At 66.6% G+C, this 21,077-nt stretch carries 19 protein-coding genes; 14 read left to right on the top strand and 5 right to left on the bottom strand.

All coding sequences use genetic code 11. The features are described 5' to 3' along the window. Positions 1-37: 37 nt before the first annotated feature. Both QFZ46_RS00180 and QFZ46_RS00175 read left to right on the top strand, forming a co-directional pair. Positions 38-658: an ArsR/SmtB family transcription factor gene (locus QFZ46_RS00180; protein ID WP_307357074.1), complete on the top strand. Its 621-nt coding sequence runs from the start codon at positions 38-40 to the stop codon at positions 656-658. Next, positions 655-888 (top strand): hypothetical protein, encoded by a 234-nt coding sequence (locus QFZ46_RS00175; RefSeq protein WP_307357071.1) that lies wholly within the window; start codon positions 655-657, stop codon positions 886-888. Before QFZ46_RS00180 ends, QFZ46_RS00175 begins: the two co-directional genes overlap by 4 nt. A 4-nt stretch (positions 889-892) precedes the next feature. Here the strand turns inward: QFZ46_RS00175 and QFZ46_RS00170 are convergent, their stop codons facing one another. After that, positions 893-1,108 (bottom strand): hypothetical protein, encoded by a 216-nt coding sequence (locus QFZ46_RS00170; RefSeq protein ID WP_307357069.1) that lies wholly within the window; start codon positions 1,106-1,108, stop codon positions 893-895. Continuing rightward, positions 1,108-3,696: a valine--tRNA ligase gene (gene valS, locus QFZ46_RS00165; RefSeq protein WP_307357066.1), complete on the bottom strand. Its 2,589-nt coding sequence runs from the start codon at positions 3,694-3,696 to the stop codon at positions 1,108-1,110. The genes QFZ46_RS00170 and valS overlap by 1 nt, the downstream gene beginning before the upstream one ends. A gap of 168 nt (positions 3,697-3,864) precedes the next feature. Here valS and QFZ46_RS00160 point away from each other — a divergent pair, with 168 nt between their 5' ends. From QFZ46_RS00160 to QFZ46_RS00145, 4 genes are read left to right on the top strand one after another with little or no spacing between them, the layout of a single operon-like run. Continuing rightward, entirely contained in the window at positions 3,865-5,481 is a 1,617-nt protein-coding gene (locus QFZ46_RS00160; RefSeq protein WP_307357063.1) for an ABC transporter substrate-binding protein, read from the top strand. 7 nt (positions 5,482-5,488) lie between these two features. Continuing rightward, positions 5,489-6,436, top strand: a complete 948-nt coding sequence (locus QFZ46_RS00155) for an ABC transporter permease (RefSeq protein WP_307357061.1) — start codon at positions 5,489-5,491, stop codon at positions 6,434-6,436. Then, a complete protein-coding gene (locus QFZ46_RS00150; RefSeq protein ID WP_307357058.1) occupies positions 6,433-7,296 on the top strand; it encodes an ABC transporter permease in 864 nt (287 codons plus the stop codon). The genes QFZ46_RS00155 and QFZ46_RS00150 overlap by 4 nt, the downstream gene beginning before the upstream one ends. Further along, the gene (locus QFZ46_RS00145) at positions 7,293-8,783 is read left to right on the top strand and encodes a dipeptide ABC transporter ATP-binding protein (RefSeq protein WP_307357055.1); all 1,491 of its coding nucleotides are present in this window, start codon (positions 7,293-7,295) and stop codon (positions 8,781-8,783) included. Before QFZ46_RS00150 ends, QFZ46_RS00145 begins: the two co-directional genes overlap by 4 nt. Positions 8,784-8,800: 17 nt before the next feature. Here QFZ46_RS00145 and QFZ46_RS00140 read toward each other — a convergent pair whose 3' ends face one another. Next, positions 8,801-9,451: a pentapeptide repeat-containing protein gene (locus QFZ46_RS00140; RefSeq protein ID WP_307357052.1), complete on the bottom strand. Its 651-nt coding sequence runs from the start codon at positions 9,449-9,451 to the stop codon at positions 8,801-8,803. A gap of 66 nt (positions 9,452-9,517) precedes the next feature. On the opposite strand from QFZ46_RS00140, the gene QFZ46_RS00135 reads away from it, so the two are divergent. From QFZ46_RS00135 to ndk, 7 genes are all read left to right on the top strand, one after another. Then, positions 9,518-9,676, top strand: coding sequence for a ribbon-helix-helix domain-containing protein (locus tag QFZ46_RS00135; protein WP_307357049.1), 159 nt, complete (start codon positions 9,518-9,520; stop codon positions 9,674-9,676). Continuing rightward, the gene (locus tag QFZ46_RS00130) at positions 9,676-10,371 is read left to right on the top strand and encodes a VOC family protein (RefSeq protein ID WP_307357046.1); all 696 of its coding nucleotides are present in this window, start codon (positions 9,676-9,678) and stop codon (positions 10,369-10,371) included. The genes QFZ46_RS00135 and QFZ46_RS00130 overlap by 1 nt, the downstream gene beginning before the upstream one ends. A gap of 193 nt (positions 10,372-10,564) precedes the next feature. Then, on the top strand, positions 10,565-11,401 hold the full coding sequence (locus QFZ46_RS00125) for an endonuclease domain-containing protein (protein ID WP_307357043.1): 837 nt from the start codon (positions 10,565-10,567) through the stop codon (positions 11,399-11,401). Between the two features lie 304 nt (positions 11,402-11,705). Beyond that, a complete protein-coding gene (gene ileS / locus QFZ46_RS00120) occupies positions 11,706-15,083 on the top strand; it encodes an isoleucine--tRNA ligase (RefSeq protein WP_307357040.1) in 3,378 nt (1,125 codons plus the stop codon). After that, positions 15,080-16,432, top strand: a complete 1,353-nt coding sequence (locus tag QFZ46_RS00115) for a bifunctional folylpolyglutamate synthase/dihydrofolate synthase (protein ID WP_307357037.1) — start codon at positions 15,080-15,082, stop codon at positions 16,430-16,432. The genes ileS and QFZ46_RS00115 overlap by 4 nt, the downstream gene beginning before the upstream one ends. Beyond that, a complete protein-coding gene (locus tag QFZ46_RS00110) occupies positions 16,429-16,857 on the top strand; it encodes a DUF4233 domain-containing protein (protein ID WP_307357033.1) in 429 nt (142 codons plus the stop codon). Before QFZ46_RS00115 ends, QFZ46_RS00110 begins: the two co-directional genes overlap by 4 nt. A gap of 1 nt (position 16,858) precedes the next feature. Beyond that, the gene (gene ndk / locus QFZ46_RS00105) at positions 16,859-17,275 is read left to right on the top strand and encodes a nucleoside-diphosphate kinase (RefSeq protein WP_307357031.1); all 417 of its coding nucleotides are present in this window, start codon (positions 16,859-16,861) and stop codon (positions 17,273-17,275) included. Between the two features lie 72 nt (positions 17,276-17,347). On the opposite strand, the gene QFZ46_RS00100 is transcribed toward ndk, so the two are convergent. Next, the gene (locus QFZ46_RS00100) at positions 17,348-17,959 is read right to left on the bottom strand and encodes a vitamin K epoxide reductase family protein (protein ID WP_307357028.1); all 612 of its coding nucleotides are present in this window, start codon (positions 17,957-17,959) and stop codon (positions 17,348-17,350) included. A gap of 297 nt (positions 17,960-18,256) precedes the next feature. Between QFZ46_RS00100 and QFZ46_RS00095 the strand changes: the two genes are divergently transcribed. Further along, on the top strand, positions 18,257-20,773 hold the full coding sequence (locus tag QFZ46_RS00095) for an Rne/Rng family ribonuclease (protein ID WP_307357025.1): 2,517 nt from the start codon (positions 18,257-18,259) through the stop codon (positions 20,771-20,773). Here the strand turns inward: QFZ46_RS00095 and QFZ46_RS00090 are convergent. Continuing rightward, entirely contained in the window at positions 20,735-21,004 is a 270-nt protein-coding gene (locus QFZ46_RS00090) for a DUF4031 domain-containing protein (RefSeq protein ID WP_307357023.1), read from the bottom strand. The genes QFZ46_RS00095 and QFZ46_RS00090 overlap by 39 nt on opposite strands. Positions 21,005-21,077: the final 73 nt, after the last annotated feature.

Genomic DNA, 21,077 nt, shown 5'->3' with positions numbered 1-21,077 from the left:
GCTTGCAAAGAAGTCTTTGCATAGGTATCTTTGCATTATGACCGACAACGAGAAGGCCCCCATCGCATCCGAACGTCGCGTACTCGACGCGGGTGCGCTCCGTGCGCTGTCGCACCCGTTGCGCGTCCGGATATTCGACATTCTCGCGCAGGAAGGGCCGCAGACCGCGAGCACCCTGGCCGAGATACTGGGGGAGTCCTCCGGCGCGACGAGCTATCACCTGCGGGCGCTCGCGCGGCACGACCTCATCCGTGAGGTCGCCGGAGAGCATGGGGGCCGCGAACGCTGGTGGGAGCGTCCGGCGGGCGGCATCGTGTACGACTCACGAGCGGTGCAGGGCTCTCCCTCAGGGGAAGCCGCACTCCAGGTCGCTGTCGCGGAAGCGATGCGTCGCCGTCACGACGAACTCATGGAGTTCTTCAGCGCACGCATCGACAAAGAACCGGCCGAGTGGGCCGATGCGAGCTCGTCGATGACCAGCGGCATCAGCATGACCGCTGAACAGACGATCGACCTCATCAAGAGGATCGAGGCCGTCATCGATGAGGCTGCGGTCAGGTATCGCGGCCAGAAAGGCGAAGGTGTACGCCGCGTGAGCGTGCGCGCCGACGTCTTCCCCTTGAAGAACCTGTCGAACAAGAAGGAGACCGCATCATGAGTGCAGTAGTCGCCACTCGCGCGATCGCCGTGCCGCGGGGCGCGTCGACGATCGAACGCACATCCATCCGCCTCGCTGCGGCGATGACCCGTTGGGCGACGAGACGAGCAGAACGTCGTCAAGATCGCCGTGCCGCGATGCTGGTGTCGATCAAAGACGAACAGACGCGCAAGCCTGACCCGCGCGCCACCGATCACGCCCTCGCGCAGATGGGCATGCGGCTGCGCTGAATGCTCAGTCCTGGAACGGGCGTGCGATCACTTCGCCGGATGCCGTGACCAGCACTTCCCATCCGGCATCCAGTTCAGCGATCGGCCGGCCCTCCAGCCATGTGAGCGTCCACATGCCGGTGACGCCACGCGTCTCCACTTCGGCGATGGCGGCTCGAAGAGCGGCGGGTACGGATGCCGGAGCATCCGAGCCTGCCGCCCAACGCGTTCCGAGCTGCATCAGCTCTCCTCCACAGGAGCGAGCTCGATCTCGGTGACGGCGAGTTCATCGCCCACCACGAACTCCAGCTCGGCGATGCGACCGACGGCTCGCAGATCATCCGCGGCGGCGCGCAGTGCCTCGAGCGTCTCGGTCGGCGCGACGATCACGGCACGCGACACCGGCGTCTTCTGCGAGGCCTTGGCCTCGGTCTTGGCCCGGCGAATGCCGATCAGCGCCGCGCTGGCAGCGCTCAGCACGGCCGGGGCGCCCTCGGCGCCCTGCGGCTCGGGCCAAGCGGCGGTGTGGATCGAACCCTCCTCGAACCAGCTCCACGACTCCTCGGTGGCGAACGACACGACCGGTGCGAGCAGGCGCAGCAGGGTCGACAGCGCGATGCGAAGCGCGAGCGCGGCGGACGGCTGGCCGACATCGGTCTGGTCGTAAGCGCGCTCCTTGACGAGTTCGAGGTAGTCATCGCAGAACGCCCAGAAGAACGACTCGGTGATCTCGAGTGCGCGCGCGTGATCGAAGGCCTCGAACGCCTTGGTCGTCTCGCGGACGACCTCGTCGAGGGCCGCGAGCATCGATGCGTCCAGCGCGTGCGTCACCTGCGCGCCCTCGGGCACCGGGAACGACAGCACGAACTTCGCCGCGTTGAGCACCTTGATCGCCAGGCGGCGGCCGATCTTCATCTGGGTCGGGTTCTGCGGGTCGAATGCGGCATCCACCCCGAGGCGGCTGGAGGCCGCCCAGTAGCGCACAGCATCCGAACCGTGCTTCTCGAGGATGTCGGCAGGCGTCACGACATTGCCCTTGGACTTCGACATCTTCTTGCGGTCGGGATCCACGATGAATCCGGAGATGGAGGCGTGCTTCCACGGCGAACGGCCGTCTTCGAGCGTCGAGCGCAGCATGGTCGAGAACAGCCAGGTGCGGATGATGTCCTGCGCCTGGGGCCGCACGTCGAACGGGGCGACGAGGTTCCACAGCTCCTCGTCGCGCTGCCAGCCGCCCGCGAGTTGCGGAGTCAGTGACGAGGTCGCCCAGGTGTCGAGGATGTCGGTCTCGGCCTCGAAGCCGCCCGCGACACCGCGCTGATCCTCGGTGTAGCCGGCGGGGACGTCGCTGGTCGGGTCGATCGGCAGCTGTTCGGGCGATGCCATCAGAACGCGGTCGTAGTCGCGTTCACCGCTCTCATCCAGGCCGTACCACACGGGCAGCGGGACGCCGAAGAAGCGCTGACGCGACACGAGCCAGTCACCGGTCAGACCGCCGACCCAGTTCTCGTAGCGCACGCGCATGAAGTCGGGGTGCCACTGCAGTTCCTTGCCGTGCGCGATCAACTGGTCTCGCAGATCCTGATCGCGTGCGCCGTTGCGGATGTACCACTGGCGCGTCGAGACGATCTCGAGCGGGCGGTCGCCCTTCTCGAAGAACTTCACAGCATGGTTGAAGGGCTTGGAGACCTCGAGCAGCTCGCCGGATTCCTCCAGAAGCTCGACGACGCGCTTCTTGGCGCTGAAGACGGTCTTGCCGGCGAGCTCCGCGTAAGCGGCGGTGCCGGCATCCGAGCTGATCGCCTCGGGGGCTTCGGCGATGACGCGACCGTCCAGGCCCAGGATCGTGCGGATCGGCAGGTCGAGTTCGCGCCACCAGATCATGTCTGTGACGTCACCGAACGTGCAGACCATGGCGATTCCCGAGCCCTTGTCCTGCTGCGCGAGGTGGTGCGCGAGAACGGGGACCTCGACATCGAACAGCGGCGTGCGCACGGTCTGGCCGAAGTAGGGCTGGTAGCGCTCGTCGTCCGGGTGTGCGACGAGGGCGACACACGCCGCAAGAAGCTCGGGACGCGTCGTCTCGATGTGGATGTCGCCGGTGCCATCGGTCTTGTGGAACGCGATGCGGTGGTACGCGGCCTGCTGGTCGCGATCTTCGAGCTCCGCCTGAGCGATGGCGGAGCGGAAGTCGACATCCCACAGTGTGGGCGCGAGCGCCTGGTACGCCTCGCCGCGCTCGTGGTTGCGGATGAAGCCGAGCTGGCTCTGACGGATCGTCTCGTCGGAGATCGTGCGGTACGTCTGCGTCCAATCGACGCTGAGACCCATCTGTCGGAAGACGTCTTCGAACTGCTTCTCGTCCTCGACGGTGAGGCGCTCGCACAGCTCGATGAAGTTGCGTCGGCTGATGGGCTGCTGGTCGGCGGCCTTCAGGCTCTTCGCGTTGCCCTCGAACGGCGGCGTGAAGTCGGCGTCGTAGGGGAGTGTCGGGTCGACGCGCACTCCGTAGAAGTTCTGCACGCGACGTTCGGTAGGCAGTCCGTTGTCATCCCACCCGATCGGGTAGAAGACGCTCTTGCCGCGCATGCGCTCGTAGCGCGCCTTCACGTCGGTGTGCGTGTACGAGAACACATGACCGATGTGGAGAGATCCGGATGCCGTCGGTGGAGGCGTGTCGATCGAGTAGACGCCCTCACGGCCGCGTTCCGCAGCGCGCAGGCGATCGAACAGATAGGTGCCCTGCTCTGCCCAGACGCCGTCCCACTTCGCTTCGAGACCTTCGAGTACGGGCTTGTCGGGGATCTGGTTCTGGGTGGGTGCCGACATAGTGGTCTCCTTGCGCGATGTATGCGGCACTGTGTGAGCGTGCCTGAGTGTGGGTTGCGACAGCCAGTCTACCGAAGGCCGTCCCGGCTGCAGGTCGGCGTAGATCGACCCTGTCCAAAAACCCCGGGTAGAATCGACTGACCCCTTCCACTCTTTCTGAGGACTCGCATGCCCGGTCTGCTCGTGCGTCGCATTCTGCCCATCACCGCGCTTGCCGCCGCCGCTGCTCTGGCGCTCAGCGCCTGCGCCGGCCCCGGCGGCTCCGAAACCGACGGAGGTGGGGAAGTCGTCTGGGCCATTCAGGGGGCGAACCTTTCCGCAGGGCACATGGATCCGCAGACGAGCCAGCTCGACGTGTCGAGCATGGTGCAGCGCGCCGTGCTCGACTCGCTCGTCTTCCAGGAGTCCGACGGCTCGTTCTCTCCGTGGCTCGCCACGGATTGGACGGTGTCCGACGACAGCACCACGTACACGTTCGATCTGCGCGACGACGTCACGTTCCATGACGGGGAGCCGTTCGATGCGGATGCCGTCAAGGCGAACTTCGACCGCATCGCGGACCCCGAGACGGCCTCCGCCCAGGCGGCGAGCATGCTCGGAGGCGACTTCTACGCCGGCACCGAGGTCATCGACGAACACACGGTCGAGGTGAGCTTCACCCAGCCGTACGCGCCGTTCCTGCAGGCCGCGAGCACCCCGCTGCTCGGGTTCTACTCACCGGCAGTGCTGGAGAACTCGACCGATCAGCTCAAGGCCGGGGGCCCTGACGTCACTGTGGGCACCGGTCCGTTCGAGCTCACCGAGTACACGCCGGACCAGGAGATCGTCTACACCCGCAACCCCGACTACGCGTGGGGGCCGGACGGTGCCGGGGCTGCGCAGTTCGAGACACTGCGAGTCGAGATCCTGCCGGAGGCGTCGGTACGTGCCGGTGTGGTGGAGAGCGGCGAGGCCGATCTTGCCAGCAACCTGCCGCCGAACCTCGCGGTCGAGCTGCCGGAGACGCTGACCGTCGACTCCAACGAGTACCCCGGCCTGCCGTACTCGCTGTATCTGAACGAGAAGTACGGCCTCTTCGCCGATGAGAAGGTCCGACAGGCATTCGCCCGCGGCATCGACATCGACGCGGCCGTCGAGGAGATCTTCTTCGGACAGTTCCCCCGGGCGTGGAGCATTCTCGGAGCGACGACGCCTGGATACGACGCATCGCTCGAGGGTAGCTGGCCGTTCGATCAGGACGAGGCGAACAGCCTGCTGGATGCGGCCGGGTGGACCGAACGCGGCAGCGACGGCATCCGCATGAAGGACGGCCAGCGGCTCTCAGTGCGGTGGATCGCGTACACGCCTGTTTCCGACGACAATGCCGCTCTGGCGAACGCCATCCAGTCCGATCTCGCCGACATCGGCTTCGAAGTCGTGCGAGAGGTGCTGGAACCGGGCGCCTACAACGAGCAGTACGGTCCGAAGACCTTCGACCTCACCGATTGGGGGTTCTCGGGCGTCGACGGTGACCTGTTGCGCAGCCACCTGCACACCGACGGGTTCCAGAACGCGTCGCAGGTCACGGATCCTGAGATCGACGGCTTGCTCGAAGAAGGCGTCGCCACCAGCGATGTCGACGCGCGGGCTGCGATCTATCAGCAGCTGCAGCAGTGGAATGCGCAATACACTGCGATCGTGCCGCTCTACAGCCCGTCGCTCATCACCGCCGTGAACGACACCGTCTCGGGTCTCGAGTACGACCTGTACGGCCGTCCGCTGTTCTACGAGGTCACGGTCGGCTGAGCGGGTCGTGAAGCCTCTGCTCATCCGAATCGCGGGACTCGCAGCATCCGTCGTCATAGTCCTATGGGGCGCGGCGACGCTCGCGTTCCTCGCATTCAGGGTGATTCCCGGTGACCCCGTCTCGGTGATGCTCGGGCCGCAGGCCCAGGTGAGCGAAGCGGTCAAGGATGGCATCCGCGCCGAGCTGGGGCTGGATCGTCCACCGCTGGAGCAGTACTTCTCGTATCTGGGGCAACTGCTGCAGGGCAACCTGGGTGAGTCGTACCAGCTGCGGATGCCGGTCGCCGAGGTGATCGGCCGTCGGCTCGGAGCCACCGTGCAACTGACGGCGCTCGCCCTCGTGATCGCAGTGGTGCTCGCGCTCGCCGTGGCGCTGTTCGCCCGCGGCAAGGTGTCGCGCGGCATCATCGCCGGCGTCGAGCTGGTCGTGCTCTCCTCGCCGGTGTTCTGGATCGGGATCCTCCTGCTCAGCATCTTCGCGTTCGGCCTGGGCTGGTTCCCGGTGTCCGGCACGCGCAACCCCGCGACGATCGTGCTCCCGGCCGTCACGCTCGCGCTCCCCGTCGCAGCTCTGCTCGGTCAGGTGCTGCGCGATGGCATAGAGGCGGCGGAGCGGCAGCCGTGGGCCACGACCGTACGGGCACGTGGCGCAGGCCAGGTGCGGCTCACCGCCCACCACACTCTGCGTCACGGTGCGGCAGGTATTCTCACCCTCGCCGCGTACATGGTCGGGTCGCTGCTCGGCGGCGCCGTGCTCGTGGAGACGGTGTTCGCCAGACCGGGGCTCGGGCGGGTGACTCTGTCGGCGATCACCGACCGCGACCTTCCGGTGATCACCGGGATCATCCTGTTCAGCGCCCTGGTGTTCGTGGTCGTGAACCTCATCGTCGAACTGCTGTACCCGGTGCTCGATCCGCGGCTGCGCCCCGTCGACGCCCGGGAGGTGCGTTCGTGAGTCTGTCGCCTCGTCCGGATGTCGCGCGTCGCGTGCGCACGTCGCCGCAGGCAGCTTCGCGGCATGTGCTGATGTGGGCGGCACTGGTCGTGCTTGCCGTGGTCGCGGTCATGGCGCTGTTCCCTCAGCTCGTCGCGACGCATGATCCGCTACGCACCGATGTTCGCGCCGCGTTGGAGGCACCGGGGCCCGCTCACCTGTTCGGCACGGATCAGAGCGGCAGGGATGTCTTCTCCCGTGTCGTGTACGGAGCTGGGCGCTCGGTGGGCATCGGACTGCTGGCCACGGGGCTCGCACTCGTACTGGGGCTCGTGATCGGGGCGCTCTCGGGCATCGCCCCGCGAGTGGTGGATGCTACGGCGATGCGCGTCACGGATGTGCTGCTCGCGTTCCCGGAGTTCCTCGTCGCACTCGTGGTGGTGGCGATCCTCGGGCCAGGGCCGACCAATGTCGCGATCGCGGTCACGATCGCCGCCGTGCCCGTATACGTGCGACTGGCGCGGGTGCAGACACGGTCTCTCGCGCTCACCGAGCACGTGGAGGCCGCCCGCATCCTCGGTGTGCCGCCGATACGCGCCTTCGCCCGCCATGTCATTCCGGGCGTGCTCGGTTCGCTCAGCGTGCTCGCGACGATCGGGATCGGGTCCAGCATCCTCGCTGCCGCAGGTCTCAGCTTCCTCGGGCTCGGACCGACGGAGCCGGCACCGGAATGGGGGCTCATGCTCTCAGGCGGACGCAACGTGCTCGGCACGGCGTGGTGGATCGCCGTGTTCCCCGGGGTCGCGATCACTTTGACCGTGGTGTCGGCGACCATCGTCGGTCGCACGCTGCGGGCGCGTGCCGAAGGGAGGGTCTCGTGAGTGCGCTCGAGGTGCAGGATCTCTCGGTCACGATTCGGGGCGCGCGGCTCGTCGAGGCAGTGTCTTTCGAGGTCGCCGCTGGAGAGTGCTTGGCCATCGTGGGAGAGTCCGGCGCAGGAAAGTCGCTCACGGCATCCGCGCTGCTCGGTCTCACGCCGGATGCTGCGCGAGTCGAGGCCGATGTCCTGGGCATCGATGGGGTGGATGCGCGCAGCTTTTCCGAGAGCGATTGGCGCGAACTGCGAGGGAACCGGATCGGTCTGGTCTCGCAGGACGCCCTGGTGTCGCTCGACCCGCTGAGACGCATCGGCGTCGAGGTTGCAGAGCCTCTCGCGATCCACACTGAGCTGTCGCGACGTGAACGTCGGGAACGTGCGCTCGAGCTGCTGGAGTCGGTCTCGATGACGGATGCCTCACGTCGCGCCGGCCAGTACCCGCATGAACTGTCCGGGGGGCTGCGACAGCGGGCACTGATCGCGTCCGCGCTCGCGGGTGGGCCAGCTGTGCTTGTCGCCGATGAGCCGACGACCGCGCTGGACGCCACGGTGCAGGCCCGCGTGCTCGCTCTGCTGCGATCGATTGCGGATGCCGGCACGGCCGTCGTCTTCATCAGCCATGACTTCGCGGCCGTGCGTCGGGTCGCCGACCGCGTGCTCGTGATGCGATCGGGCCGGGTCATCGAGCAGGGGGCCGTCGCCGACGTGCTCGACGCGCCGCAGGAGGAGTACACCCGCGAGTTGATCACCGCAACGATGCACGAGCCCCGCGCGGAACGCTTCGGGCTGGGAGATGCGGTGCTCACCGGCATCGAAGTGACCAAGGCGTTCTCGGGCGTTCCAGCGGTCGCCGGCGCGTCCTTCACACTGCTGCAGGGGCAGACGCTGGGGATCGTGGGGGAGTCCGGGTCGGGGAAGACGACGCTCGCCCGCATGATCGTGGGTGTCGAGAAGGCGGACTCGGGTGATCTCCGGTGGAACGGCGAGCACAGGGTGCAGCTCGTGCATCAGAACCCGCTCGGCGCTTTCGATCCCCGCTGGACGATCGGGCGGTCACTGCGCGAGGCGCTGGAGGCGGGCGATGTGCCACGGGCCGCTCGCGCTGCGCGCGTTAGGGCGCTGATGGCCGAAGTGGATCTCGATCCGGCGCTGACCCGACGGCGCCCGGCGCAGCTGTCCGGCGGGCAGCGGCAGCGTGCGGCGATCGCGCGAGCGCTCGCCGCAGACCCGGATGTGCTGGTGCTCGACGAGCCGGTGTCTGCTCTGGACCCGTCCGTGCGTGAGAAGGTTCTGCAGCTGCTCGGGCGTCTGCAGCGCGAACACGAGCTGACCATGATCTTCGTCTCGCACGACCTCGACGTGGTCGCCGCGGTTTCTGATGACGTGCTCGTGATGCAGGACGGCGTCGTCGTGGAGCAGGGGCCTGTTGCCGGGGTGTTCGCCTCACCGCAGCATCCATTCACCCAGGAACTGCTCGCCGCAGGACGCTGAGGGCGCGCCCTCAGATCTCAGTCCTTGACCTGGATGCCGACGCCCGCTGCCAGTGTCGGCGCGAGCTGCTGCACCTGGAACGTCGTGAGCGTCGTGCCGCGAAGGCCGTTCGCATCCGTGAAGGCGATGGCGTCGAGTCCGCGCAGATCGACATCGGTTGCGCGAAGTCCGCGTGGGTCGATCTCGTCGCTGCGGCAGTCCTCGAAACGCACACGGGTGAGCTCTGCCTGCGGCATGTCGAGGGTGCGGATCGCACATCCGCTGAACAGGAGGTCGGTGCCCTTTGCACCGCCCAGGTTCAGGTAGTCGACGCGCAGATCGCGCAATTCGAGTTCATCGATGCGGGTGCTGCTGAGATCGAGCGTCCCGATGCGGCCTCCGGAGATGCGGAGCCTGCGGATGCCGGCGTTTCGCAGACTGAGGGATGCCACCCGGATGTCGGGGACGTCGACGTCGAGGATCGTCGCGCCGATCAGGTCGATTCCGTCGGCGTCGGCGTTCATCACGCACTGCTCGAGCGATGCGTATGCGAGGTCGACCGTGCCCGAGAGATCGAGCCTTGCAGCGAGCAGGTCGGCGTTGCGTGCGGCGGCGGCATCGCGGAGGCGAGGCGGGATGTCGGGAATGGAGACGCGTGGAGCAGCGGGGGATTCGGAGGAGCGGGCCACCCCTTGAGCGTAAGCGGTGGGTCGGACAACGTTGCAGTCGCAGCCTAACTTGGCTATATTGCTAGCATGCAAGCAAAAGAGTCGCCCATCGACAAGAAGGCGCAGTTCAACGTGTACCTGCCGCCGGAGTTGATCCGTGCGGTGAAGCACCGCGCGATCGACGACGGCGCGAGTCTGTCGGCGCTCGTCGAAACGGCCCTGCGTGAGTACCTGGAGGAGAACTGATGACGGTGACCGTGCAGCAGATCGTCTACACCGAGCAGCCGGAACGCTGGTGGGCGCTCGCGGAGACGCTCGGCTTTAGCGCGGCGTACGCGCCGACCCCGGACTGGGGTGAGTTCCACGCCGACGGTGTGCTGGCTGTGCATGGCGCGACGGCGGAGCACAGAGCCGGAGCTGTTGACATCCACCTCGTCGTCGATGATCTGGATGCCGCGGCATCCGCTCTTTCCTCGTTCGAGGTCACGCGCGCTGACATGGAGGGCGTCGGCGAGGTGCTGACGGTTCATACGACCTCCGGGGTCGCGATCACGGTGTCGGAGGGAATGGTGGCGGCCGCACGGGGGGACATCGCGGTGCAGCCCATCTGGTTCCAAGACGACCTGGTGGAGCCTCGCTCGATCCTCGCGGCGCTCGGCCTGCGTGGTGGAATCGCTGCAGATGGTGGCGGATGGGTGGAGCTGCTCAGCGACGGCGGCTCGATCGGTCTGCACAAGGGCGGGCCGAGGGTCGGGCTCTCGTTCGAGGCGCGTGGCGATCTCGATGCTCTCGCTTCGAGGCTTCGGGATGCCGGGTTCGAGGCATCCGTCGTCGACGAGGCATTCACGCGCACGGTCCGTATCGCTGATCCGGACGGTGGCGAGGAGGTCTGGATCAACGGCGTCCAGGACGACTTGCACGGATACCACCGCGAGGGGTGAGGCCGCCGTGCGTTCGTTCGCAGATGAGCGCTTCACTCGCAGCGGATCCTGGATTTCCTGCGAGGGAAGCGCATAACTGCGCGGGACGGCACACGCTCACTACTCCTACACAGCCGCGTGAGTCCTGCTTTTGCTCACAGTTGGCGTGATCTCGGCTCCGCCGGGTGGGGTACGGATGCCAGGATCTGCGGCTATGCGGATCAACCAAGTGGTCATCGAAGTGCGACGACGCGGTGGCATCTGTCGCGTCTCCTCGGTGCTCGATCGCGGTTTCAGCCGGCGTGACGTCGACGGTGCCGTGAGCGCAGGACTGCTGTCCAGGCCGATTCGAGGGTGGCTAGCGGTTCCTGGGGCGGATGCTGATCTTCTCCGTGCGGCTCGTGCGGGGGTGGTCCTCAGCTGTCTCACCCAGGCGCAGCGACTGGGGCTCTGGGTTCACGACCGACGAACGGGCATTCACGCCGCGGCGACTCCTGGAAGCTCCGGACAGAAGCCGAAGGATATGACTGTGCACTGGTTCACACCGCTCATTCCGCGGCACCCTGAAGCGCTCGTCGATCCGATCGAGAATGTTCTCGCGGCTGTCGCAGCCTGCGAGCCGTTCGAACAGGCCCTGGCGACCTGGGATTCTGCGCTCAACAAGAACCTCGTGACGCTGGAGGCGCTCCGCCGATTCTCGTGGAAACCTGCAGCGCGGCGCATCCTGGAGCAGGCCACGCCCTTCGCGGATGCTGGTCTTGAGACGTATCTGCGGCCGAGGCTTCGCTGGCTGCGACTGCCGCTGCGCATCCAGACATGGATTCACGGCCATCGGGTCGATGTGCTGATCGGTGCCCGCCTGATCATCCAGATCGACGGCGGCACTCACGTCGGCGCGCAACGGCTGGAAGACAACCGGCACGACGCAGAGCTTCGGCTCATGGGATATCACGTCATCCGAGTGGGCTACCAGCAGGTCATCAACGAGTGGGAAGTCGTACAGAACGTCATCATGCGCGCCGTGGCGCAGGGGCTGCACCTCGCAGCCTGATCTCTGGTTCGCAGTTGTGCGCTTCGACCGCAGAGATTCGATGATTTCCTGCGCGTGAGGCGCACAACTGCGGTTGAGCGCGCGACGCGCGCGGCCGCGTACAATGGACGCACACGCTTTGATCCGGCCATCACCGGGGAGCTCTCGGAAGAACAGTCGCAAGACCCAGTAGAACCGAGCGGGGCAGGCCCGTCATCGCCGCAGTGAGAGTGGCAGTGCCGTGAGGCGCAGCACGCGAGGTGGTACCGCGGTCCGCGAGGATCGTCCTCGCACGGAGCATCCGCCACGAGCACTGCGAGACACGATGACATACCCACGCACTTCATCCTTCGGCCCTGCCGCCGACGTCGCCCCCAGCCCTCGGTTCCCTCAGATCGAGCGCGAGGTGCTCGACTTCTGGGAGCAGGACGACACGTTCCGGGCATCCATCGCGCAGCGTGAGGGCGCAGACGAGTGGGTCTTCTACGACGGCCCGCCGTTCGCCAACGGACTGCCGCACTACGGCCACCTGCTGACCGGGTACGCCAAGGATCTCTTCCCGCGCTTCCAGACCATGATCGGCAAGAAGGTCGACCGGGTCTTCGGCTGGGACACGCACGGTCTACCCGCAGAGCTCGAAGCGATGAAGCAGCTCGGGATCACCGAGAAGAGCGAGATCGAGGCCATGGGCATCGATGTCTTCAACGCGAAGGCGCGGGAGTCGGTGCTGGCATACACCGACCAATGGCAGGACTATGTCACCCGCCAAGCTCGCTGGGTCGACTTCGAGCGCGGCTACAAGACGCTCGACACGAACTACATGGAGAGCGTGCTCTGGGCGTTCAACACCCTCTATGACAAGGGCCTCGCCTACGAGGGCTACCGCGTACTGCCGTACTGCTGGCGCGACGAGACACCGCTCAGCGCTCACGAGCTGCGCATGGACGACGACGTCTACAAGATGCGTCAGGATCCATCCGTCACCGTCACGTTCCCGCTCACCGGCGTGAAAGCCGAGTCGCTCGGCCTCACCGGTGTTCGTGCTCTCGCATGGACGACGACCCCCTGGACCCTTCCGACGAACCTCGCGCTCGCCGTGGGGCCGGACATCGAGTACGTCGTCCTCCCCGCAGGACCTGCCGGCGCAGCCGACGTGCACAACGCAGGCGAGCCGGTCGAGGCGGCCGCGCACCGCTACCTGCTGGCCCGCGATCTGCTCGCCGGATATGCCAAGGATCTCGGGTACGAGACGGCGGCGGATGCTCTCGCCGCCGTCGACGCGACCGTCAAGGGTGAACAATTGCAGGACGTCACCTACGACCACCTGTTCGACTACTACGCGGATGCCGAGACCTACGGCACCGAGAACGCCTGGCGCATCCTCGCCGACGACTACGTCACCACCACCGACGGCACTGGAATCGTCCACCAGGCTCCCGCCTACGGTGAGGACGACCAGCGTGTGGCCGGCGCGGCGGGCATCCCGACGATCATCTCCCTCGATGACGGCGGACGATTCCTCCCCAACGTCACCGACGTCGCCGGTGAGCTCTGGATGGATGCCAACCGCCCGCTCATCCGCCTGCTCAAGGACAACGGGCGGCTCGTCCGCGAGGCCAGTTATGAGCACTCCTACCCGCACTGCTGGCGCTGCCGGAACCCCCTGATCTACAAGGCCGTCTCGAGCTGGTTCGTCCGGGTGACCGACATCAAGGACAAGATGCTCGCGAACAACGAGCAGATCACGTGGGTGCCCGAGAACGTGAAGCACGGCCAATTCGGCAAGTGGCTCGAGGGCGCGCGCGACTGGTCGATCAGCCGCAACCGGTACTGGGGATCGCCCATCCCGATCTGGAAGAGCGACAACCCCGAGTACCCGCGCGTCGACTCCTATGGATCGTTGGCGGACATGGAGCGCGACTTCGGCACGCTGCCCCGCAATCCGGAGGGCGACGTCGATCTGCACCGCCCGTACATCGACGAACTGACCCGCCCGAACCCCGACGACCCGACGGGGAAGTCGACCATGCGGCGCATCGAGGACGTCTTCGACGTCTGGTTCGACTCCGGATCCATGCCCTATGCGCAGGTGCACTATCCGTTCGAGAACCAGGAGTGGTTCGACTCGCACTCGCCGGCCGACTTCATCGTCGAGTACATCGGGCAGACCCGCGGTTGGTTCTACCTGATGCACGTGCTGTCGACCGCGCTGTTCGACCGCCCGGCGTTCACCGGTGTCAGCTGCCACGGCATAGTGCTCGGCAATGACGGCTACAAGATGTCGAAATCGCTGCGCAACTACCCCGATGTGTCCGAGGTGCTCGACCGTGACGGCTCCGACGCGATGCGCTGGTTCCTGATGTCGAGTTCGGTGCTCCGCGGCGGCAACCTCGCCGTCACGGAGGAGGGCATCCGCGCCGGCGTGCGGGAGTTCCTGCTGCCGCTGTGGAGCTCGTGGTACTTCTTCTCGACGTACGCGAATGCCGCGGGCGCCGGTGGCGATGCGTCGGATGGCGGTTACGAAGCCGAATGGCGCACTGACTCCACCGACGTGCTCGACCGCTACATCCTGGCGCGCACCGGCGACCTCGTCCGCGAGGTTCGAGCCGATCTCGAAGGACTCGACTCGACCACGGCATCCGCTCGCCTCCGCGATTTCGCCGAGGTGCTGACGAACTGGTACATCCGCCGTTCGCGGGATCGCTTCTGGACCGGCGTCACCGATGACCCGAGGAGCCGTGAGGCCTTCGACACGCTCTACACCGTGCTCGAGACGCTCACCCGTGTCGCCGCCCCGCTCGTGCCGCTGGTCAGCGAGCGGGTGTGGCAGGGCCTCACCGGTGGGCGCAGCGTGCACCTGACCGATTGGCCGGATGCCGACGCGTTCCCGGCCGCAGATGACATCCGTGATGCGATGGATGCTGTGCGCGAGCTGTCCAGCGTCGGCAATGCGCTGCGCAAGAAGGAGAAGCTGCGCGTGCGACTGCCACTCGCGCGCTTCAGCGTCGTCTCGCCGCTGGCGAACACGCTCGGCCAGTTCGAGGACATCCTGCGCGATGAGCTCAACGTGAAGTCCGTCGAGCTCGTGCAGCTCACCGACACCGCAGCGGCCGAGTACGGCATCAGCCACCGGCTGAGCGTGAATGCGCGTGCAGCAGGGCCTCGCCTGGGCAAGCAGGTGCAGCATGTCATCGCCGGTGCCAGAGCAGGACTTTGGGAGGAGAAGGACGGCGGGGTCGTCGTCGACGGGATCGCTCTCGAGCCCTCCGAGTACGAGCTCGCACTCGAAACCACCGGCCGACCGGAAGGCGAGGCGCTCGCCATCGTGCCGACCGGCGGCTTCGTGCTGCTCGATACGCAGACGACACCCGAGCTGGAGTCCGAAGGCATGGCCCGCGACGCGATCCGCGTCGTTCAGGAGGCGCGCAAGAACGCCGGTCTCGACGTCAGCGATCGCATCGTGCTCGCACTGAACGTCTCGCCGGAGAACGCCGACGCGCTGCGCACGCACGCCGACCTCATCGCGGGGGAGACGCTCGCCATCGCCTTCGCCGTGCAGGCGACAGACGACATGGACGAGCTGGTCTCGACCGTCACGAGTCCCGGCGACGGAGTGTTCCGCAGCGGCGCGACCGCGCTCGGATCGGACAAATCCGCGATCATCGTGACGATCGACTCCAACATCGAAGGGGCATCCGTATGAGCGACCGCAAACGCGCAGACGCCGTGTACGAGGCGCTGCTGAGCCGGGCAGGGGAGCGCTGGGTGCAACCGCGCAAGGATCGCACTGCGCGGATCCTCGAGCTCCTCGACGACCCGCAGCGCACCTACCGCGTCGTGCACATCACCGGCACCAACGGCAAGACATCGACCGCCCGCATGATCGAGAGTCTGCTGCGTGCGCACGGACTGCGCACCGGTCTGTTCACGAGCCCGCACCTGGAGCGCTTCACCGAGCGGATCATGATCGACGGTGAGCCCATCGACGATGGTGCGGTAGCCGACGCCTGGGATGAGATCGAGCCCTTCGCCGGGATCGTGGATGCTGAGCTGGAGAAGGCAGGCGATGCTCCGCTGACCTTCTTCGAGCTGCTCACCGTACTGGCATTCGTCGCAGCATCCGATGCGCCGGTCGATGTGCTCGTCCTCGAAGTGGGCATGGGCGGATCCTGGGATTCCACGAACACGGCCGACGGCGACGTCGCAGTGTTCGCACCGATCGCCATCGACCACGCCGACAGGCTGGGCGACACGATCGAGAAGATCGCGGAGGTCAAAGCCGGCATCATCAAGGAGGGCGCAGCAGTGGTGTCCGCCCAGCAGCCCGCCGAGGCCGCCGAGGTACTGCGCAGGGTCGCTGCCGAGAAGAACGCCACCATTGCATTCGAGGGCGATGAATTCGGCCTGACGGAGCAGAAACTCGCGGTCGGCGGGCAGCTGCTGACGATCCGCGGACTCGCCGGCTCCTACGTCGAGGAGTACCTCCCCCTGTACGGCGCGCATCAGGGTCACAACGCTGCACTCGCCGTCGCGGCCGTGGAATCGCTGATCGGCGGTGGCACGCAGCGCATCGCCGGCGACATCATCACCGATGGCCTGCAGGGTGCGACCTCTCCCGGGCGGCTCCAGCTGCTCGGGATCGCACCGACGGTGGTCGTGGATGCCGCGCACAACCCGCACGGCGCCAAGGCGCTCGCGCAATCCCTGGGTGACAGCTTCGACTTCGATGAGTGGGGACTCGTGCTCGGCATCCTCGCAGACAAGGACGCGGTCGGAATCATCGCTGAACTCGCACCCGCGGCGTCCCACGTGTTCGCGACAGCTCCGGAATCCGAACGTGCCAGCGATGCAGATGTCATCGCTGATCTCGTCGAGGCCGCAGGACACCGTGCCACCGTGCATCCCTCACTCGCCGATGCCGCAGACGCGGCCCGCGAGTGGGCTGCGTCGTCGGACCGTCGGGCCGTCGTCATCGCCGGATCCATCGTTCTGGCCGGAGAGGCGATCGCACTGGCCGAGGAAGACGATTGGAAGTCGGGGTGGCGCGCGTGAGCGAGGCCTCACCCGTTCCGCGCCCTGCTCGCGCGCCGCGCACGCTGGTGCAGAAGCTCGCACCGATCGTCCTCGGGTTCGAAGCGATCGTCGTGCTGCTCGTCGGCCTCACGATCTTCGGGCTCAATTCGCTGCCCTGGGGGGTGCCGCAGTGGTGGGCGATCGTCGGAGGCGTCGTCGTGGCGCTCGCGATGGTGGCGGTCGCCGGCATGATCACGAGGCCATGGGCGATCACTGCGGGATGGGTGCTGCAGGTGATCGTCGCACTGTCGGCGTTCTTCGTACCGGCCGTCCTGCTCGTCGTCCTGGTTTTCGGTGGCATGTGGGCGTATGCGACGATCATGGGGGCCCGTCTGGACGCACGACGTCCTGCTGACCCGAGCCGACTCACTGAAGAAACCGATACTCACACAGAGAGTGATTGACATGGCCACTGAAGAAACCCTCGTCCTCGTCAAGCCCGACGGTGTCGCCCGCGGCCTCACCGGCACGATCCTCGCCCGCATCGAGGCGAAGGGCTACGCGCTCGTCGACATCCGCCTCGTAGAGCCTGATCGTGATGTGCTCGCCGAGCACTACGCAGAACACGAGGGCAAGCCGTTCTACGAGCCGCTGCTCGAGTTCATGCTCTCCGGGCCCTCCGTGGCGATCCGTCTCACCGGCAACCGCGTGATCGAGGGCTTCCGCTCGCTCGCCGGCACCACCGACCCGACCACCGCTGCTCCCGGCACGATTCGCGGCGACTTCGGCCGTGATTGGGGCCTCGCCGTGCAGCAGAACCTCGTGCACGGCTCCGACAGCCCTGAGTCGGCCGCCCGTGAACTCGGAATCTGGTTCAGCTGAGCGAACTTCGAGAAAGCCCGTCCACCCTTGTGAGGTGGACGGGCTTTCTGCATGTCGGGACGAGATCGGGGATCAGAACAGGATCTTCGCCATCTCACCGAGGAAGTCGAGCCCCTGCAGCTGTGCCAGCAGAATGATGAGTGCGTAGGCGAGGATCGTCGCGAGCGGCACCCACGGCATCAGGCGCCCGGCGCGTGCGCGCACCTTCTCGGAACGGCTGAAGGTGCCGTTGCGGAACAGATGCACCATCGTCGCGAAGAGCGTGGGGATCGTGACGGCCCATGTCACCATGCACCAGGGGCAGAGCACGAAGAGATCGTAGAGGCTCTGCGCGATCAGCCAGCAGACGAGACCGAACGCAAAGGTGATTCCGGCGCCGAAGACGGCCCAGAACCATCGTGGGAAGCGTGCGCCGGCGAGAACAGCCACGCCGACGACGAGGGGCGCCATCCATCCGGTGAGGCCGATCAGCGGGTTCGGGAAGCCGAAGACGGCTCCCTGCCACGACTGCAGGTTCGTGCTGCACTGGATGAACGGGCTGAGATCGCAGGCCAGCGCGTCTTGCGGGTTCTCCAGCAGCGCGAACTTCTCCACGGTGAGCTGGAAGGCCGCCCACCAGCCGATCACACTGGCGACTATCAACCAGATCCCGAAGCCGACGGGGCGGGTGCGCTGCTCGCTCATGTGGGGATTATCCCAGTGGATCCTATGGATACCAGCCCAGTCGAGCAGCGCGAACCCGTGTGCACGCCGCCGCGCAGAAGGAGGCGGATGCCGCGAACTGGCCCACAAGGTGCGATAATGGCATTTGATGCATCGAGCGGCGCCGCCGTGAAACGCATCGACGCAGACTTCGGGGTCCAATGCCCCTCGCGATCAGAGCCATGAGCCGGTCGCATACCGAGTGAGTTCGCGGCACCCGCGGGTGCCGCATGAGATTTCGCGGAGCACCTGTTGCACCGCGCAGGGAGTTAGCCAGAGATGGCCGATGAGAACAATGACAACAACACCCCTACCCTCGATGCGAACGCGGAGGCTTCGGTAGCACCGCAGGAGTCGCTTCCCGCGCCGGATACGGTCGATGAGGCCGACTCCGTCGAGACGGATGCCGTCGAGACGGATGCTGACGGGATCGAGCAGGTCGCTGAGCCGGACGCTCCGGTGAGCGAGCCCGACGAGCCGGTCGCTGGGCCTGACGCGCAGATGGCTGAGCCCGAAACGGCGCCTGACGCCGCGGTCGGCGAGCCGGATGCTCCGGCCGCTGAGCCGGAAGCTCCCGTCGCTGAGCCTGACGGGCAGATCACTGCGCCGACTGAACCGGCCGAGGCGCCGGCCGCATCGACGAAGTCTGAACCCGTCACCGCGGTCACACTCGGCCTCATCCCCGAGGTGTTCGTCTCGCAGGTCTCCACGCAGCTGCGCTTCTACGCCCCCGAGATCGTCGCGCTTCCGGCACTGCCCGGCCGCGACCGTGATCGTGACTCGCGCAGCGACACCCGCGATGGCCGCGATTCTCGGGACGCTCGGGATTTCCGCGACAACGATGAGGATGACGCCCCTTCGGCACGCCGTGGGCGTCGTCGCCGTGGTAGCAGCGGAGAAGGCGACGACCAGCGCGATGAGCCGCGCCAGCGTCAGCGGGCCGTCGAGTACATCACCGAGCCGAAGGCCATCAAGGGCTCGACCCGCCTCGAGGCGAAGAAGCAGCGTCGCCGCGACGGTCGGGATGCCGGACGCCGACGCCCGGTCGTGACTGAAGCCGAATTCCTCGCACGCCGTGAATCCGTCGACCGCAAGATGGTCGTGCGCTCCAAGAACGGGCGCACGCAGATCGGCGTTCTCGAAGACGGTGTGCTCGTCGAGCACTACGTCGCCCGCAACCAGGATGCGTCGCTGATCGGCAACGTCTACCTCGGTCGCGTTCAGAACGTGCTGCCGAGCATGGAGGCGGCCTTCGTCGACATCGGACGAGGACGCAACGCCGTGCTCTACTCCGGCGAGGTCGACTGGGACGGCATCGACACCGGAAACCAGCCCCGTCGCATCGAGCTGGCGCTGAAGCCAGGCGACCGGGTCCTCGTGCAGGTCACGAAGGATCCTGTCGGCCACAAGGGCGCTCGCCTCACCAGCCAGATCTCGCTCCCCGGCCGGTACCTCGTGTACGTGCCCAACGGATCGATGAACGGCATCTCCCGCAAGCTTCCCGACAACGAGCGCGCTCGCCTCAAGCGCATCCTCAAGGAGGTGCTGCCGGAATCCTCCGGTGTCATCGTCCGTACTGCGGCCGAAGGTGCGACCGAAGATCAGCTGACGCGCGACGTGCAGCGCCTCACCACGCAGTGGGAGCACATCCGCAAGCAGGTCGAGAACCAGTCGGCTCCGGCACTTCTGCACGCAGAGCCCGATCTTCTGGTCAAGATCGTCCGCGACGTCTTCAACGAGGACTTCACGAAGATGCTCATCCAGGGTGAGGATGCTCAGCAGACCATCCGCGCATACCTGGAAAGCGTCGCACCCGACCTGCTCGAGCGTGTCGAGCCGTACGAGGACGAGACCGACCCGTTCGATGCGTTCCGCATCACGGAGCAGATCGAGAAGGCGCTGGATCGCAAGGTGTGGCTGCCCTCCGGCGGCTCGCTCGTCATCGACCGCACCGAGGCGATGACCGTCGTCGACGTCAACACGGGCAAGTTCGTCGGCACGGGGGGAAACCTCGAGGAGACCGTCACCAAGAACAACCTCGAGGCCGCGGAGGAGATCGTCCGCCAGCTGCGCCTGCGCGACATCGGCGGCATCATCGTCGTCGACTTCATCGACATGGTTCTCGAGTCCAATCGCGACCTTGTGCTGCGTCGCCTCATCGAGTGCCTCAGCCGCGATCGTACGAAGCACCAGGTCGCAGAGGTCACCTCTCTCGGTCTGGTCCAGATGACGCGCAAGAAACTCGGCCTCGGCCTGCTGGAGACCTTCAGCGAAGCCTGCGAGGTCTGCGCGGGGCGTGGCGTCGTCGTGCACCACGATCCTGTGGTCAAGCACCGCACGAGTTCCGGCAACGGAGGCCCGTCGAACAATCGACGCCAGCGCAACGGCAACTCCCAGCAGGGCCAGAACACGCAGTCGGCCGGCGTCGCGACCCACAGCATCCCAGAGGGTGCCAAGTCGGCCCTCGCGCAGATCGCCGCTTCGACGCGTGCGCCGAGCGCGGATCCTGTCGCGGACGCCGTGATCGAAGCTGCTCCCGTCGTCGAGGGCGAACAGCCCGCAGCGACCGAGCGACCGAAGAAGCCCCGCAAGAAGCGTTCGTCGGAGCGCGGCAAGGCTGCGCCGAAGACTCAGGCCGAGCAGCTGCTGGACTCGGTGCTGGATGCCCTTCCGGAGCCGAAGGCGCCCGGACAGGGACGCAACAGGCGCCGGGTGACGACGGCGGCCCTCACCGGCACGCCCGTGGCTGTGAACTCGTCAGCGTCGTCGGTCGCGGGCGGGGACACGGAGTCCTGAGGCGATCAGTCTCCTCGTGAGCTCTTTGCCGCCGACGTGCACAGCGCCGGCAGCGATGAGACGGGGGAGCGCATCTGCGGGTACGTCGTAGTGATCGAGGTCGAAGGCTCGGGGCGGAACGCTGTTTCGCAGCGCGAACGCGTGCAATTCGTCCAAGCTGTCTTCGCTGATCAGGTGGGCCCAGAGTCTTCCGTGCGCAGGCCAGATGGGGTCATCGATCAGAACGGTCACTCCGCGATCCTACGGCGACGAACACGCCCGTCGGCTCGCTTTGCGACTGGGGCCACTATCCGGTAAAGTTGTC

Origin of the sequence: Microbacterium murale (assembly GCF_030815955.1) — a bacterium.
Taxonomy (GTDB): Bacteria; Actinomycetota; Actinomycetes; order Actinomycetales; family Microbacteriaceae; genus Microbacterium; species Microbacterium murale_A.
The sequence above is the reverse complement of the archived record's forward strand: the minus strand, read 5'-3'. Positions and strand labels throughout refer to the sequence as shown.

Excerpts from the sequence above, each read along its gene's own strand:
- QFZ46_RS00100 (WP_307357028.1), bottom strand. The coding sequence starts at position 17,959 with ATGAGCGAGCAGCGCACCCGCCCCGTCGGCTTCGGGATCTGGTTGATA.
- QFZ46_RS00135 (WP_307357049.1), top strand. The coding sequence starts at position 9,518 with ATGCAAGCAAAAGAGTCGCCCATCGACAAGAAGGCGCAGTTCAACGTG.
- QFZ46_RS00130 (WP_307357046.1), top strand. The coding sequence starts at position 9,676 with ATGACGGTGACCGTGCAGCAGATCGTCTACACCGAGCAGCCGGAACGC.
- valS (WP_307357066.1), bottom strand. The coding sequence starts at position 3,696 with ATGTCGGCACCCACCCAGAACCAGATCCCCGACAAGCCCGTACTCGAA.
- ileS (WP_307357040.1), top strand. The coding sequence starts at position 11,706 with ATGACATACCCACGCACTTCATCCTTCGGCCCTGCCGCCGACGTCGCC.
- QFZ46_RS00160 (WP_307357063.1), top strand. The coding sequence starts at position 3,865 with ATGCCCGGTCTGCTCGTGCGTCGCATTCTGCCCATCACCGCGCTTGCC.
- QFZ46_RS00125 (WP_307357043.1), top strand. The coding sequence starts at position 10,565 with ATGCGGATCAACCAAGTGGTCATCGAAGTGCGACGACGCGGTGGCATC.
- ndk (WP_307357031.1), top strand. The coding sequence starts at position 16,859 with ATGGCCACTGAAGAAACCCTCGTCCTCGTCAAGCCCGACGGTGTCGCC.
- QFZ46_RS00180 (WP_307357074.1), top strand. The coding sequence starts at position 38 with ATGACCGACAACGAGAAGGCCCCCATCGCATCCGAACGTCGCGTACTC.
- QFZ46_RS00095 (WP_307357025.1), top strand. The coding sequence starts at position 18,257 with ATGGCCGATGAGAACAATGACAACAACACCCCTACCCTCGATGCGAAC.
- QFZ46_RS00170 (WP_307357069.1), bottom strand. The coding sequence starts at position 1,108 with ATGCAGCTCGGAACGCGTTGGGCGGCAGGCTCGGATGCTCCGGCATCC.
- QFZ46_RS00115 (WP_307357037.1), top strand. The coding sequence starts at position 15,080 with ATGAGCGACCGCAAACGCGCAGACGCCGTGTACGAGGCGCTGCTGAGC.
- QFZ46_RS00175 (WP_307357071.1), top strand. The coding sequence starts at position 655 with ATGAGTGCAGTAGTCGCCACTCGCGCGATCGCCGTGCCGCGGGGCGCG.